This window comes from Pedobacter miscanthi, assembly GCF_032678605.1.
Lineage (GTDB): Bacteria > Bacteroidota > Bacteroidia > Sphingobacteriales > Sphingobacteriaceae > Pedobacter > Pedobacter miscanthi_A.
In genome coordinates this window covers 207,209-222,106 of the sequence record NZ_JAVTSU010000007.1, presented here as the reverse complement: position 1 = coordinate 222,106, position 14,898 = coordinate 207,209, and the positions used below count along the sequence as shown (strand labels likewise).

General features: G+C 41.7%; 14 protein-coding genes. 9 read left to right on the top strand and 5 right to left on the bottom strand.

The window, feature by feature from the left end:
* Nucleotides 1-17: 17 nt before the first annotated feature.
* Nucleotides 18-296, bottom strand: coding sequence for a DNA-binding protein (locus R2R28_RS12645; RefSeq protein WP_316826053.1), 279 nt, complete (start codon nucleotides 294-296; stop codon nucleotides 18-20).
* A gap of 368 nt (nucleotides 297-664) precedes the next feature.
* Between R2R28_RS12645 and R2R28_RS12640 the strand changes: the two genes are divergently transcribed.
* The 4 genes from R2R28_RS12640 to R2R28_RS12625 all read left to right on the top strand — a co-directional run bounded on the left by R2R28_RS12640 (nucleotide 665) and on the right by R2R28_RS12625 (nucleotide 3,797).
* On the top strand, nucleotides 665-1,807 hold the full coding sequence (locus R2R28_RS12640) for a hypothetical protein (protein ID WP_316826052.1): 1,143 nt from the start codon (nucleotides 665-667) through the stop codon (nucleotides 1,805-1,807).
* Between the two features lie 267 nt (nucleotides 1,808-2,074).
* The gene (locus tag R2R28_RS12635; RefSeq protein WP_316826051.1) at nucleotides 2,075-2,659 is read left to right on the top strand and encodes a hypothetical protein; all 585 of its coding nucleotides are present in this window, start codon (nucleotides 2,075-2,077) and stop codon (nucleotides 2,657-2,659) included.
* A 195-nt stretch (nucleotides 2,660-2,854) separates the two neighbouring features.
* Nucleotides 2,855-3,298, top strand: coding sequence for a MauE/DoxX family redox-associated membrane protein (locus R2R28_RS12630; RefSeq protein ID WP_316826050.1), 444 nt, complete (start codon nucleotides 2,855-2,857; stop codon nucleotides 3,296-3,298).
* A gap of 118 nt (nucleotides 3,299-3,416) precedes the next feature.
* Nucleotides 3,417-3,797: a hypothetical protein gene (locus R2R28_RS12625; protein WP_316826049.1), complete on the top strand. Its 381-nt coding sequence runs from the start codon at nucleotides 3,417-3,419 to the stop codon at nucleotides 3,795-3,797.
* A gap of 64 nt (nucleotides 3,798-3,861) precedes the next feature.
* On the opposite strand, the gene R2R28_RS12620 is transcribed toward R2R28_RS12625, so the two are convergent.
* The 3 genes from R2R28_RS12620 to R2R28_RS12610 form a co-directional block, all read right to left on the bottom strand.
* A complete protein-coding gene (locus R2R28_RS12620; protein WP_316826048.1) occupies nucleotides 3,862-5,184 on the bottom strand; it encodes a RagB/SusD family nutrient uptake outer membrane protein in 1,323 nt (440 codons plus the stop codon).
* Nucleotides 5,185-5,250: 66 nt separating this feature from the next.
* Nucleotides 5,251-8,508 (bottom strand): SusC/RagA family TonB-linked outer membrane protein, encoded by a 3,258-nt coding sequence (locus R2R28_RS12615; RefSeq protein ID WP_316826047.1) that lies wholly within the window; start codon nucleotides 8,506-8,508, stop codon nucleotides 5,251-5,253.
* A gap of 1 nt (nucleotide 8,509) precedes the next feature.
* Nucleotides 8,510-9,082 carry a TlpA disulfide reductase family protein gene (locus tag R2R28_RS12610; RefSeq protein ID WP_316826046.1) on the bottom strand — a complete coding sequence of 191 codons (573 nt, stop codon included), beginning with the start codon at nucleotides 9,080-9,082 and terminating at the stop codon, nucleotides 8,510-8,512.
* 983 nt (nucleotides 9,083-10,065) lie between these two features.
* Here R2R28_RS12610 and R2R28_RS12605 point away from each other — a divergent pair.
* Entirely contained in the window at nucleotides 10,066-10,299 is a 234-nt protein-coding gene (locus R2R28_RS12605; protein WP_316826045.1) for a helix-turn-helix transcriptional regulator, read from the top strand.
* Between the two features lie 277 nt (nucleotides 10,300-10,576).
* Here the strand turns inward: R2R28_RS12605 and R2R28_RS12600 are convergent, their stop codons facing one another.
* On the bottom strand, nucleotides 10,577-11,125 hold the full coding sequence (locus R2R28_RS12600) for a hypothetical protein (RefSeq protein ID WP_316826044.1): 549 nt from the start codon (nucleotides 11,123-11,125) through the stop codon (nucleotides 10,577-10,579).
* 40 nt (nucleotides 11,126-11,165) lie between these two features.
* Between R2R28_RS12600 and R2R28_RS12595 the strand changes: the two genes are divergently transcribed.
* The 4 genes from R2R28_RS12595 to R2R28_RS12580 all read left to right on the top strand — a co-directional run bounded on the left by R2R28_RS12595 (nucleotide 11,166) and on the right by R2R28_RS12580 (nucleotide 14,628).
* Nucleotides 11,166-12,017 (top strand): hypothetical protein, encoded by an 852-nt coding sequence (locus tag R2R28_RS12595; RefSeq protein WP_316826043.1) that lies wholly within the window; start codon nucleotides 11,166-11,168, stop codon nucleotides 12,015-12,017.
* Between the two features lie 379 nt (nucleotides 12,018-12,396).
* Complete coding sequence (locus R2R28_RS12590) at nucleotides 12,397-13,785, top strand: hypothetical protein (RefSeq protein WP_316826042.1); 1,389 nt, start codon at nucleotides 12,397-12,399, stop codon at nucleotides 13,783-13,785.
* Nucleotides 13,786-13,789: 4 nt separating this feature from the next.
* Nucleotides 13,790-14,122 (top strand): STAS-like domain-containing protein, encoded by a 333-nt coding sequence (locus R2R28_RS12585; RefSeq protein ID WP_316826041.1) that lies wholly within the window; start codon nucleotides 13,790-13,792, stop codon nucleotides 14,120-14,122.
* Nucleotides 14,122-14,628, top strand: coding sequence for a hypothetical protein (locus R2R28_RS12580; RefSeq protein WP_316826040.1), 507 nt, complete (start codon nucleotides 14,122-14,124; stop codon nucleotides 14,626-14,628). Before R2R28_RS12585 ends, R2R28_RS12580 begins: the two co-directional genes overlap by 1 nt.
* Nucleotides 14,629-14,898: the final 270 nt, after the last annotated feature.

The following is a 14,898-nucleotide window of genomic DNA, read 5'->3' as shown; positions in this document are numbered from 1 at the left end:
TATTTTAAATCGATAAATCAAACCCGGCCTCTTCTCCTGCTTTCCTTAAACTCACCGAGCAACTGGCTCTTATAATACTTATCCCCACCGGGAAGTTTCTGCGGCTTCAATACCCCTTCCTTGACCTTGCGTTTATAAGTACTCTCACTGATCCCCAGATAATCCTTCACCTCCTGGCGGTCCATCTGCGGATCCTCATCAAACACAAGGCTGCCATGGTACTTACTATTGTAAACCAGAACCAATATCTGGTAGATTTTGGACAGAACATCCAACAGCGCATCAATTTTATTCATTGGAACGATAGGTTTAAATGTCAACATCAAAGCTTAATCCGTCCCCAATATCAAAGAGCGGAACTTACAGCAACCCGAACAAGGACATCCTCAAAAACAAAACATCAAAATACCCGGCATACATCGAAAAAAGCATCTACAGCGGCAAATAAAACAATTTTACCAACACTTGTCAAGTTGCTGCAGGGTTGCTCAAACCAGCAACCAACACATCATAAAAATGCATAACCCCATAAAAAACAGCACATCAGAAAAAGAATTCCTGCAAAAAACACTATTTCACCACGGGAACACCCCACTTCACCACGGACATAAAAAAAACAGGCAGCGGAATTTTATTTTAAGCAGCCCCCTTAAAATAAAAAAAAATGAATTTCGAACTCTTCACCTACCACCAGATATTCGATCAGACCATCCATATTGATCAGACCGAAAGCATCAGCATTGAAGCACTTAAGTCAGAGATCAAACTGGAATCCGACCGTATCCTCATCGCCCTACAGAACAGTACCCCACAAATGGATCCCGCAAAAACCCAGCAGTACATCCACCAACACCAACAGGCAATCCATATTATGATCGAAAGACTGGAAGAAACATTATCCGACCATAAAGAAGAAAATAGCAGAAAAAAAATCATTGAAATCCTACTGCACTCAGCAGAAAACCTAAGCCTGGACCTTCAAAAATATTTCCCTGCCTACTTCAATTACCAGGCGATGCTTCCCAGATCACTGGCCCAACAGACAAGCGCCAGGATTGAAGAAAAAGCAACCCACCTGATACAGATCATCAGCTCCCGTAAAAACCCCAAACAGCCCATCAATAATTTAGAGAACACATTGAAAGAAATCATGACCACCCACAAAAATACCACCTATGGACAAAGGGACTACATGGAATCCTTTTTGGATACGCTGAGGGAACAGATGGAAAAAATAGAAGCCGGGATAGAACTGCTGGATATTATCCTGCGCATGATATCCCTCAACTACAACCACCCGCTGTTTTATGAATTCTGCTGCACCTACTTCAGCAGAGAAGTTGAGCGCTGCGAAGAAATATCCGCACAATACACCACATTGAACTTTATCAAAAAAAGCATCAACCAGACCAGCCCATCGAATAGTCAAAAGTATAACCCGGACCTCCCCGCAATCCAGGACAGCCTGCTCAAATTCATCACATCAGAACTCGACTACCTAAACTCGATGGACAGCATTGGAGCCCATCTTCACCAGCACGGGCTTCTGGACGACCGCTACAAAGTAACCCTCACCGTCCGTCAGCTCGCCATCTTCATCCACCTGCAGGTAGAAGCCAACATCATCATCACCGAAACCCCAAAACTCCTCCACGAATACATCGCCAAACACTACCGCACGAACGAAACCGACAGGATCTCCGCCAAAAGCTTTAAAAACGCCTACTATAGCGCCTCAACAGAAGACCTGGAAAAAGTGATCGATAAAATCGTAACCATGCTTTCCCTCGCCCAGGAAAAGCTGTAGCAATCCCATCAATTCCAAAAAAACATCCCTACAAAGCAATAAACACCAAGGCAGTCAACCTCAATAAGCCAAATTCCCATATAATCTGCCCGCCAACCCCAAATACCACCTCAATTATCCACCCAATCCACCCAACATCCAATAAAAAATAGTGCATAAACCCAAAACCCCAAAAATCCAGTTTAAGAAAATCGGGGTTGCTTGGGGTTGCTGATCCAGCAACTTGACAAAGCCCAAAAACAACATTTCTTTACAGGAAAAACGAAAATGGAAACAGCACTTTACTTCACCGCACTAAAAAAGTATGACCAGTTGCCCATCGGCCTGGAAGCCTACCTTACCCAGGCTTTAAAGACCCAGGAATTCAAAAAAAAGCAGACCATCACAGCAAATCTCCCACCTGAAAGCTTTCTGAGCTGCATCACCAGTGGCGCAGCCAAACTGTATTCCACCGACAGGGAAACCCACGAAGAGCACACCATGGATTTTTTCTTTGAAGGAGACTTTCTGCCATCAATCCCCCATATCCACCAGATCGCCCCCGCAAAGGCGATAGACCTGTCCATAATTTTCCTCGAGGACACAACAACATTAGCAATAAACGAGCGGCATTATCTCTTCCTTCCCAGGATCTTCCCGCACATTGTACACCTCTACAACAACATCCACGGACAACACTACCTCAACCAGATCGAACGGACCATCCTCAGGGAAATCCTCGCCGCCCAGCTCCGTTACCAACAGCTACAGAAACTCAGGCCCGAACTTTCAAACAGGGTATCCATTACAGACATGGCCTCCTTCCTGGGCATCCATCCCAACACCCTGAGTGCATTAAGGGGAAAAAAATAAAACAAATCAAAAAAAAAGAAAAAGAAAACACAAAAAAACGCCCCATAAAACCATAGGTATTGCCCAAAACCGGGTAATACCTATTCCAGATTAGACAAAAAAATGCACCCGGCCCAAATTTTCTAATCCAGATATGAGCCCAAAAAGCCACAGAGGCCGGAGATTTACACTAAGAAACAGAAAGCGAAAAAAAAAATGAACACATTATTAAACAGGGACTTAGCCCTCAAAATCATCACCAGCCCGCTGATCATACTCTGGGTATATACAGGGGGATCAAAGCTGATGGATTTTCCGGATTTCAAAAACCAGCTGCACCTCCAGCATTTCAGCGAAACAACAGCCAAGATCCTGACCATAGCCCTCCCCGTATCCGAACTCCTAACAGCAGTACTGCTCGCGAGAAAATACCAAAAACCCGGACTAAAGATATCACTGATACTACTGGGCATCTTCACCCTCTATATCATACTGATCCTCAGCGGCTACTACATCAAAGTACCCTGCAGCTGTGGCGGCGTACTCAAGTTTCTGGGATGGCGCATGCACCTGCTCTTCAATATATTCTTTCTCACCATAAACACCTTAGCACTCTATTTATACACCAAAAAAGAAAGGAGGCAGGGAAAATCAGACTGAACAGAACACGTGCCCGTCAAGAAGCTTCACCGGCACGGAGATAAAAATCAACATCCGGTGCAAAACACCATTACCTAAAATTTTTGCCGGTTTTTCACTGTAAAAACCCCCTTAAACTATGAACACTTTAAAAAAAATCAGCTTTGGCGCATTCGCCTTTATTTTTGGTCTAACCCTGGTACTGACCCAGTCCGCATTTAAACCAGCAGGCATCATTGCAAGCCTAAAACGTGTACCGGTAACCGTTTACTACCATGGACCTAGTTTCCTACAAGCGGAAGTCGAAAAAGAATCCAACTGGACAACCACCACAAATTCACAGACCTGTAACGACGTAGACCAGGTTCCCTGCTCGCTCCAGATCGACAATAGTTATGTGAGCGCTGGTGTCCTACAGAACTCTGCCCTATTGAGCGCAGCACCAAATACTATAACAGCAACCTACTACGTCCAAGGTTCCGCTGACGGGCTGATGGAGATATCCAACAGAACAAAATAGCCAAAAACAAAGACAGGGCCATCCGGCCCTGTTCTTTGATTGTTAACTAAACCTAATTCAAATACTAATTCTGCGGAATGCCGGCAATCTCTATAATATCCGTCGGCAGGGGAAGCGCATAGAACGAAGCATTTGGTTCGAGAAAATAGCTAACCCCACTAATTGTCCTTTCCAACCGTATTCCCAGCCCCTCCCTATTATATCGCTTAAGATCCCCCCATCGCAGACCGCGCATCAGCAGCTCCTTTCTACGTTCGGCACGTATGCCAGCTAATGCCCCGGCCTTATCGACCGCCGTAACCGGGTCATAGATTACCGTTCCCTTCCATCTCTTTTTCAGCAACAGGTTCAGGTCGGCCATTGCCCCACCGATATCCCCCGTCCATGCACGGCATTCAGACCTATTGAGGTAAACCTCATCCGTAGCAAGTCCGGTAAACAAAAGTGATGCACTTGCACTGTAACTTCCCTTAAACTGCTGGTATTTACCACTGGGCCTAAAGTAGATTGCCCTTCGAAGATCATTCACCCCAAAAGAGGCATGCAGCAGCGTATCAATGCGGGCAGTACTTGGGGCCTGCAATGAAAACCCATTGGCCATCTCGCTGTAAAAAACGATTTCCTTATTGAACTTCCGGAAAGGCACATTAAGCCCAATCCCCGAGATATCACTGTCACCGTTAAAGTCCATTAGGGCCGATTTGATCTTTAGACATTTATCAGCATAGATCAGGGATTTTTCGTAATCACGCATATACAGATAAATCCTGGACAACTGTGCATAAGCAGCCGCCTTCGAGGGACGTGTGAGTACCAGTGGATTCTCAGGAAGCAGTTCAGAAGCTTCCGATAAATCTTTTATGGTCTGGCGTAGACAGGCACCGACACTGGACCTGACCGAGGGGACATTAAAGTCCGAGCTTAACCGGAGCACAATCCCCGGATCATTTTCAGAAGACGAGGCATTATAACCTAGGCCAAACTGCGCAGTCAACAGGTAAAAATAATAGCTCCTAAAAAAAAGTGCTGATCCCCTTACATTGTCCCAATCCAGGGAATTTTTCGAATCTCTCGGCACCTTATCTAAAAGTTCCAGACACAGGTTTGAATTATATATAGGCAGGTAACCTGCAGACCAGTCATTGGGAAACCTGTAATCCACCTTTTTCCACACATAAATATCCCTGACCAACTGGTTTAGCGAACCTATTTCCGGTATAAAAAAATCCCCCGCACAGGCCTCACCATAGGATGGGCTCCTTTGGTTGTTCATCTGACCGACATCATCAAGAATCCCCTGGATCTCGTTAAGCTTACCGGGAACCAGAAGTTTCGAATCCGACTTCAGTTCCAGATACTTTTTGCAGCCCGGGCAAAGCAGTGTCAAACCGCTCAAGGCCAGCACCGCCACAAATATTTTGATTTTCATAATTAAGTTTTTTATTATCCACGATTAAAAACTTCCCCTGATACCAAAGGTATATCCCTTTGTCTGACTAACCTGGTCAAGATAATCAGGGTCAAGCCCAAAACGGTTCGCCTTCCACAAAAGCCCAAGATTGGCCGCATTCGCAAATACATCGAGCGTACGAAAAGGTATCCTCCATTTTTCAGCATTGATGTGGTAACCCAAATTCACATAATCCAGCCTGATATTGTCAGCAGGAATAACGTTTACCACAGCATTGGTATAAAAATTATCCCGCAGATCATCGTTCGGATACATTAAAGATGGTACGTCAGTCCTTTTCTCATCGCCGGGAAATTGCCACCTTGAGTAATAATCCGGATGGAGCACCCCAGAGCCTATAAATTCCGAAGAAACGAAAGACCGCTTTTTAACAAAATACCCAAATCTATAACTGATATTGAATGAAACCGTAAAGTTGCGGAAGCTGAACGAATTGATCAGCGATCCGAAACAGGTAGGGCTGGCAGGCCCGACATATTCAATATTGGCAGCACTTAAACGGCCTTCATCCGCTATTGCCGAATAATCCGTACTCAGAACCCCTTTCACATAACCCATCGGATTACCCGAAGCGTCAAGCCCGCCCCACTTATATCCGGAAATCGAATACAGCGGCAGACCAACCACAGGGGTAATCGACCCACCCCCGCCAAGCAGCGCCGAAAGACTGTTATTGGTCGAATAATATTTTACCGTTTTATTTTTGTTGAGACTTAGATACAGATCAGACGACCAGTTAAACCCCCTGCCCGAAATATTCCTGCTATGCAGCTCCGCATCCAGCCCCCTCCCCTCCATATCCGCAACATTCCTGGTAAGTTCAGCAGAAGCTCCCCACGTAGTATAATCATAAAGAAAAGAGCCATAAAGATCCGAACCATGCTTGCGGTACAAAGCAATACTTCCTTTCAGCCGGTCACCCCTGAGCGCAAAATCAGCCTTGAGGTTTACCTGTGAAAGCTGTTCCCATCTCAAGTCCGGATTGTTGATCCTGGAAATCCGAACAAAAGGAAGAACAGATGTAGAATTGGACCCCATAATACCGGATGCATACGCCGTCTTTGAAAGATCAACGTTTCCGCTCCTGCCATAGGTCAGTGTAAAACGAAGTATGGGAAGCCAGGACAGGTCATAAAAGGACTCCTGCGAAAAAGACCAGCCCAGTCCGGCCGACCATAGCGGTTTCCATTTATCATTGGTATTGGCACCAAAAACATTTGAACCATCCCTCCTCACGCTCCCTGAAAACCTGTATTTGCCCTTATAAGTATAAGACCCATTCCCATAAAAACTGATGAAACGGTTCTGTGTACCTAGCAAACTGTTGCCACCGGGTATAGGCATCGAATTTCCCGTAATAAAATTAGGATAACTGCCTACAAAATCTACCGCCTGAAAAACAAGGGGATCAGCCTGATAACCATATAACATATCGCCACTGCCACCAACCCGTGATTCCCGCGTTTCCGCACCGGCAAGAAAGCCAATAGAAGAAACACCGATATTCTTGTCCAGGTTCACCTGAAGCCTCGCCGTGGAAGAAGACACCTCCTGGCGGTCAGTGCTCAGACTGCCACCCTTTGGAACAACATACCTGACCACCCCGGTAACCCGGTTGAGCTGGCTGTAAGAATTGATAAGGTTCCTGGAAGCAAAACTCTCCGCATCAGCGGTCTGGACAGCTGTCATGTCCTGCTTCTGGCGCTGATAACTCGCCTCCACGTTCAAAAAGTCAAACACCTTATAACGCAGACCGGCAGACCCGAGCAGTTCCTGGCGGTCAAAAGTGGAAGTTACGTGTTTATATTCCTCGGTAGGATAATAATTCCAGTCCTGTAACTTTCCCAATCCCGCAGTATCAGTATAGGCAGACCTAAACTCACGGGCCCAGGCAACCGGATTACCCGCGGCATCCCTCAACGGCCCATAACCCGCCCTGCCCGCAATCAGCTGAGAACCATAACCCGGGCGTCCCGAGCTGCCAGAAGCGAAAGTCAGGGAAATGGAAGTGGAAAGCGAAAGTTTTGGCGTAAGCATGGTTTCCTGCGCATAGCGGAGATTAAACCTCCTGGATGCCGCATAATTCTCATCATAACCACGGTCATAACCGGCAGTAACAGTCTGGGCACTCCCAGCGGTACCCGCCCTGATATTTAAACCATACTGCTGAGTGAGCGCATGGGTATAAAACTCATTCAGCCACTCCCTTTTGAGATCCGTAGCCGTTAAAACATCCAGACCCGCCTGCAGCTGCGCAGCAGAGATCATCCCGTTCCGGCGTGACAAAAACAGCTCAACCCCGGGAGTAAGCGCAGAATAACCATTAATGATCCTCGCATCAAAATACCCCTGATCAAAGAGCGCGCGCTCCACCTGTAGAACATCCGAAGCAGCAGCCTGTTTCACCTGCCCCAGATCAGGCAGGCCGCGTACCGTCACATTTGCATTAAATGAAATATTCAACGACTGGTTCAACCTCGCTTTTTTTGAACTGATCACAATCACCCCATTCCCAGCCCTGGCACCCCAGATCGATGAAGCAGAAGCATCCTTCAGTACCGATACACTCTCAATGTCAAAAGGATTGATATTATTGATATCACCCTCATAAATAAACCCATCCAACACAATCAGCGGATCCAGCGGCCCGTTTATTGTCCCAAGCCCCCTCACCGATATCCCCGTTTTATTCTGCGGATTCGCATTCGACTTACCCACATTCAACAGCAGACCCGAACTCTGCCCCAAAAGCCTATCCAGGATATTTGTTCCAGTCCTCGCACCGAGCATTTTGGAATCAATTACCGAAACCGTACCATTGGTCTCATTAGGCTTCACCTTCTGATAACCCGTACTGATCTCCACCTGCTCCAGCTCCTTAACCTGCTGGATCATCCGCACCAGCAAGGGGCCGGAAAGATCACCCACACCCCGCAGCACCCTAGTCACCGGAAAAAGATCCAACCTCGAAAAACGCAGGGTATCCGGAAAAGCCCTCACCATAATTTCAAAACTGCCCACGGAATCAGTCCGCAGCGCACCACTGTACTTCGACCTCACATACACCTGGTTGGGCAGACCATCAGGGACCACCACCCTACCGGTCACCTTTACCGGCACCGCCAGCTTCTGCGCAAAAACCGGAGAACAGAAAACAGCACACAAAACAAAAACACCACAAAACACCGGAACAGAAACATACCTCCCAAAAAAATCCGATAACCTCCAACAGCCCCCCATCCTAAAACTCCTTCCTTTTTAAATTCAGCTCCAGCCCCGCAAAAAAGCGCTCAAAATTAGCCTCCGTAAAATGCGTACCATCAGTAATAGCGGCAACCCGGCGGTCAGCCCCGATCCACACATAATGAGGGTAACTCTGATGCGGGAACAAAACCGGCGTAAACCCCTTGTCCCAGATCATCGGAATAGAGAACACCTCCCCCGCACGCTCATGCAACTCCACAAAAGCACTTGTATTCTCCAGCGAATCCACCGTAGAATCATCCACAAACAAAATCTGCAGATACCTGCCATACTTCTCCTGCAGCTTCTCCATCTTTGGAAAACTGCTAATACAACTCCCACACCAAGTACCCCAAAAATCCAGGATAACAGCCTTCCCCTTAAAAGAAGACAGCGAAACCGGCCTTTTATCCCCGTTCAACACATGCACAAACAACAGATCCGGAACCTTCTCCCCCACCCGAATCGCAGCCGTCCCATAAGGACCGCTAACACCACCACCAGACTGCCCAAAACCCCTAAAAAAAAGACAAAGCACAGCCACAGCGATAAAAAATATCGTTTTTTTCATAATAAAATCTCAGTTAGTTGATAAAACCGCCCGGAACCCCAGACAGCAGAAAGACTGCAAAAAACACAGCAAAAAAAGAAAAACACAAAGAAAACAAGCCCACAAGCCCCCAGAACCAATAACATAAAGAAATAAAAGGGAAAGCAACACCCATGGGCCCCAGCCAATTCAAACAGGATTCTTAGGCTTCAAAGCATAAAGCCAGTCAAAAGAAAAAAACATAAACAGGCTCATACACTAATGGTTAATTAATAAAAAAAATAACAGAAATTAAAAAACACACAAAAGCCAGCCCATCGCACAAACATGCGCAGCTACGAGAAACCGTATTGATAATTAGAAAAAAGATACCTACCTTGGGATTGCGAAAAACCATAGTAAGTGCACCCCTGCCTAACAGCAATAAAGGGCTGGCACCAAGGCTTAAATTAACCCACCGGGAATCAGTGCGCACTCACACAACACCCCCTTTTTCATTGGGCTAACTACACCTGGAATTCCGGCACGCACACTACGATGGAGAACAGATAACGTTCTTTAACAAGAGTTTAAGGGAAAACTCAGGTACCACTTCCTGGAAGTGATACAATTTGATGGCGCTTAATTTTTTCGTTTTCATAAACGTTAATTTTATGTAAAACGATGTTTACCCAAAAAAGCTAGGATGAGACCAGATTGGCAAGAACCAATAGGGCGAACTCCAATGCTTTTGATAGAGGTACCGTCAAGAACCGCTCAGATCGAGATCTGAGTTTCGCAAAAGACTAACGTGGAGCCCGCCCTATTGAATATAAGATATCACGAAGATAGCAAATTCCAATAGATACGGCGAACTCACGATCGTCTCATGCGAAAATTGACGGTTTTCTACCACGAGAGACATCGTTAAAGCCAGGCTAACCCAACTTTATTTGTCGCTATAAATAACTATTAACAAATATAACAAAGTTGCCTAATAAAAGCAACTTTTATTTTCATTATTTATGATTAATCGGATTGGCGAGGTTTTAAAAGGAAAGAAAGCTGGCAACAAGGACTTAGTTAGATTCTTAGATGTTAAAAAGTCAACTGTCTCAAGGTGGGTAAACAACAAACAACAGCCCACAATCGGAACTCTAAATAAAATAGCCGAATTTCTTAGAGTTGACATAAGGGAATTACTTCATCCAAGTGATTGGAGTAACAGCGACGTTGAGGAATTTAAGAAAAGTAAATAACCTCAGTTAGTAAAGAGATTAAGCGAATTTCAAAAGCATCAAAGACTCACCCTAATAAATAAGCTTATTTATTTGATATTGCTCTTGAATTCTTTTCCGCTTCCCTGGAGATCTTCAAAATACCTTTATTGTAATACATTAAGCCATCAATTCTCTTATAATCAGAAATTGTTGCTTCGTTTTTTATTGTAGAAACGTTGCGAAAACAACTAGAATCAAACCGCCGACAAATAAAAATCCCCACACGAATCAAAAGGCAGTATTAATATCCTCATAATTAAAACGTTTTAAAACCACTAATAAAACTATAGCTAATCTTTGTATTCTTCAAAGAACTATGAAATTTCATTCCGAAGCTATTTTTGTAATTTATTGCAAACTCCAAATCTGTAAACTGTGGTGATTCAAAAAATGCTGGTTTTTTTTCAGCAACAACCGTATGATAATAGTGACCTTGAAGGATAACTGATTCACCACTTTTCAATCGAATGCATTGCAATCTACCTAAATCGATTTGTATTGAATGAGGTGATAGATGAAGTTGAGGATAGAAGGCATCGGAATTGGAAATGTTTTCAAGTTTGACTGTCAGTTTATATGATATTAGAAATTCTTCATTTCCAACATCAGGAGTATCCCACCCGAAAGTAAAAAACCTATTGCTAGGATTTATTTGGTGGGTTTCCGAAATAACTTGAATATGAACCTTAGGTCTTAATTTTATAAGCCAGTTAGCTAAAAATAATAATATTGATGTGACAATAAAAACAATAACCCCAGTTACAAAATCTTTACTATCAAATAATGATGAGAGTGTAGCGAACATGTTCAAATATAATATATCTTTATAATACCTAACAAAGAATATGCTTCAAGTAAAACAAAATTCGGTTGCAAAAAATAATCCAAAAGAAAGTAGAATTATTACTAAACAGCCTATTCAACATCACATTACAATTACAAACAAATTACTAACGACCAATTCTAAACTATTTGACTTTACTATAATTGACATACTATCCTTTCTTTTAAGTCTGACTACAGCTATCATTGCTTTTAGAGTGTGGAAGCTAACTCAAGAACAAACGAAATCAGCAATTAAATCTGTTGAATTAGCTGAGAAAATATTTATTGATACTAAACTTACGAATGACCACAGTTTAACTCTACAACAACACGCCGCAGATAGAGAAAAAAAAGAAACTGAAAGAAGACATCAAATTGAAAAAGATAGATTTGAAATTGAGAATGCACCATTTTTAGAGCTTGAACAACTATTGATTAAAAGAGAGCAATTTTCAGTTAGAGGAATAGAATTTAGCATAAAAAATCTTGGGAAATTTCCGGTTAAAATAACGAAACAAGCTTTTATGTTAACCCCATTGACTAAAATAGACAATCACATTAAGCTGGATATCAACGCACACTGGAATACTTTACTCAATAGGCCACTTGAAGATAAAATTCAGTATCTCACAAACCAAACACCAATACTTTATAATAGAGATTCTGAACATACTAGTAACGGCTTCGAAGATTTTCCGACAATTCTTGAAGACCAACAAATATTTTTCACAGGCTACATTGAATATATGAACTTAATTAATAAGGAGCAAATGATCTACCGATTTATAACGAGTCCAGTAACTTATAATGGAACGAGATTTAGCTTTTCGTTTAATGAAAATGAAACTTTAAAATCATTTCTAACAGCATAAATAATCTCAATGATCAAAAAATTAAGGGAGTTTGCTGAATATATGGAAATCTCAAAATTTAAAATAAACCGACGATACCTTCCTATAAAAGTTTGTTCGTCTGCTACAATCTCACTTCCATTATCTCCTTGAAATCATTATAATAACCAAGTAAGCACTCTAGATTCTCATCTATGGTTTATGTAGCATTTAGGGAACCAAAAAATATACAGAAATACAATTTGCGCGCCACATAAAGTAAACAGAAATAAGATTAATTTAATAAAACACCACCCATATTGTTATTTTGTGGAGAAATAATGATTGTTTTATAGATTATATTAAAGTAAAATCTCAATATTTGTTTCCCGGGAATTTTCTATAACCAAATTATCTCTAAGTGAGTCAAGATTACCATTTACTGTATACGCTCTCTCAAAAACGTTTCAGAAGAAAATTAAAAAGCAAACATAAAAAAAAAGCTAAAAGATTTAGGATCAACCTAAAGCATCTAGTTTTACGAAAAATTTTAGGTAAGCCTTATACATATCTTGATGTTCTGCAAGCTTTCCTGCCAAAAAACATCAAATATCTTTTATTTGACTGTTATGATTCATCAATTCATCTTAACAAATTAAGCAGTGCTGTATTAAATTCTGGCAGGTTTTATGTACCAGTGGAATTTTCCTTAATTGATACCCCAGAGGAAAGTTATCAGTTTATCAATGATCTAGTTTCCGCACTGGTTTTACAAAAAGCTGAAAGAATCATTATCGATTATAGCAAATGTAAACGGGTTACAATGGATGCACAGATCTTTTTGGACGTTATCATTAAAGATGTAATCACATTTTATAAGCGTTGCAAGGAATACAAACAGTTACGTCCTAGTGTTTTAAATATCAAAGGGGACAATGTTATAGATATCGACGTCCGTAAAATGCTGTATTCAGTTGGTTCACCGGCGATCCACTCGAATGCAACAATACGTTTTAAAGATATTGTTCCTTATAAGCTTTGCATACATAACTCCTTAAGCAATAACCCAAAAACAATAGAAAGAAAAGATATTGATACCACGCGGCTTGCAGATTATGTACTGGACAGCTTGTCCCGCCTCAACCGAAAGCTCACACCGGAAAAGCTCGAAGATTTATGTATTGTGATCAGCGAAATTCTCATCAATGCTGAAGAACATTCATCAAATAAATACAGGTATTCCATAGGCTATTTTACCGAGAAAAACGTCGAAGGAAAGCACTTTGGGGTATTTCGTTTAGTTATCATGAACTTCGGACAGACTATATATGAAAAATTCAAGGATCCGGATTGTCCGAACAAAAACGTAGTTCAAAAAATGAAAGAGCTCTCAAATAGCTATAATAAACGCAAGCTCTTTATTTTCAAGGAATTTGAGGAGGAAACCCTATGGACACTTTATTCATTACAAGAAGGCGTTACGAGTACAGATCCTCAGGAATACAAAAAAAGAGGCAATGGTTCGATAAGGTTTATAGAAAGTTTTTTTAATATCAAAGGGGAAAAACGAATAGTTGATGATTTCTCAAAAATGACAATAATCTCAGGTAATACCCAGATTGTCTTCGACGGATCATATAATATTGTTCGAAATAAACGCAATAATGAAAATTTTCAGTATATTACATTTAATGAAAGTGGCAATATTATGAACAAACCTGATGCAAAATTTGTTAAGTTTGCAGATAATTATTTTCCGGGTACCATCATCAGCGCGGAAATGTTGTTTAATGAAGATGATTTAGAGTAGTAATATGAATTACCAGAACGTAATTGAACTCGAAAAATTCCGATCACCTGGAGCTAAAGTTTTTACCGGTCGTGACCGTGGCAAAAAAGTTAGGGAGGATAGTCATATCGACGATATTGAGGCCGCTAATGAAGAGGTTACAATTGTTATCCCTGACAATGTTTATTCAATAATACCATCTTTTTTTGAAGAGCTGTTTTTAAATTCAGTTCTTAAATTAGGTAGGGATCGATTCCTGAACAAATTTAAATTCCAATCTTTAGGAAATTATAAATATGAGAAGCCGCTGAACGAGGCGATAGACCGTATCCTTAGAAAAACCACAGCAATAGGTTAATGGAGACTTTCGACGCAATACATAAGACTGCAACTATCATCATTGCCGGTTGCAGTCTTTATGTTTCTTTCTATATTTTCCGTCAGAATAAAAATAATCAGGCGAATGACAAACAGAAAGACCGGAACATACAATCTTTGAAGGTGCTTGTTTTGGACCATAGTCTAAAATTCTTATACACCTTCTTCGAAGACCTCAATTTAGAACTTCAAAAACTCAAAGCACCTGATTTGGATGATGAAAAAAAAGCTAATATTGTCGATAAAGTGAGCGATAAGTTTATTGAGGTGAGAATGAAATTTGTGGATATGCTACTGGCAGTAGACGATAAGCTATATAATGAAATCTTATCTAAAATGGATAACTTTCAGTCCCATATCAGCAATTCGGCATTTGATGGAGGGATAAACTTGTTTAATAGCACCAAATATGATGAGTTGATCTCAGTTAAATATAATGTTTTTAAGACCGAGATTATAAAATCTTTATTTGCCTATAAAGGATAGGCAACCAATTCTGGAATTATCACTCCAAAACGACGAATAAATTTAGAGCAAGTTGACAGACTGGGTACTTCGATGAAAGTGTCGGTTTATTCTGCTCCTATTCTAGCTAGCTATTCCACTGCAATTTTTGATAAGCATTTTTGAATCACCCTTATAAACAAGTAGTGGTGCTTTATTTTACTAAAAGAATATTCTCATTTTAAGCCAAGGTCTCAGCATCCTTTTCAACAAAAATAATATATGACGATTGTTATATATTTCTTACGGATA

What these genes read in the sequence shown, in the direction of transcription:
- R2R28_RS12615 (WP_316826047.1), bottom strand. Translation starts at nt 8,508, where the DNA reads ATGGGGGGCTGTTGGAGGTTATCGGATTTTTTTGGGAGGTATGTTTCT.
- R2R28_RS12580 (WP_316826040.1), top strand. Translation starts at nt 14,122, where the DNA reads ATGGAGACTTTCGACGCAATACATAAGACTGCAACTATCATCATTGCC.
- R2R28_RS12600 (WP_316826044.1), bottom strand. Translation starts at nt 11,125, where the DNA reads ATGTTCGCTACACTCTCATCATTATTTGATAGTAAAGATTTTGTAACT.
- R2R28_RS12595 (WP_316826043.1), top strand. Translation starts at nt 11,166, where the DNA reads ATGCTTCAAGTAAAACAAAATTCGGTTGCAAAAAATAATCCAAAAGAA.
- R2R28_RS12610 (WP_316826046.1), bottom strand. Translation starts at nt 9,082, where the DNA reads ATGAAAAAAACGATATTTTTTATCGCTGTGGCTGTGCTTTGTCTTTTT.
- R2R28_RS12605 (WP_316826045.1), top strand. Translation starts at nt 10,066, where the DNA reads ATGATTAATCGGATTGGCGAGGTTTTAAAAGGAAAGAAAGCTGGCAAC.
- R2R28_RS12625 (WP_316826049.1), top strand. Translation starts at nt 3,417, where the DNA reads ATGAACACTTTAAAAAAAATCAGCTTTGGCGCATTCGCCTTTATTTTT.
- R2R28_RS12585 (WP_316826041.1), top strand. Translation starts at nt 13,790, where the DNA reads ATGAATTACCAGAACGTAATTGAACTCGAAAAATTCCGATCACCTGGA.
- R2R28_RS12630 (WP_316826050.1), top strand. Translation starts at nt 2,855, where the DNA reads ATGAACACATTATTAAACAGGGACTTAGCCCTCAAAATCATCACCAGC.
- R2R28_RS12645 (WP_316826053.1), bottom strand. Translation starts at nt 296, where the DNA reads ATGAATAAAATTGATGCGCTGTTGGATGTTCTGTCCAAAATCTACCAG.
- R2R28_RS12640 (WP_316826052.1), top strand. Translation starts at nt 665, where the DNA reads ATGAATTTCGAACTCTTCACCTACCACCAGATATTCGATCAGACCATC.
- R2R28_RS12635 (WP_316826051.1), top strand. Translation starts at nt 2,075, where the DNA reads ATGGAAACAGCACTTTACTTCACCGCACTAAAAAAGTATGACCAGTTG.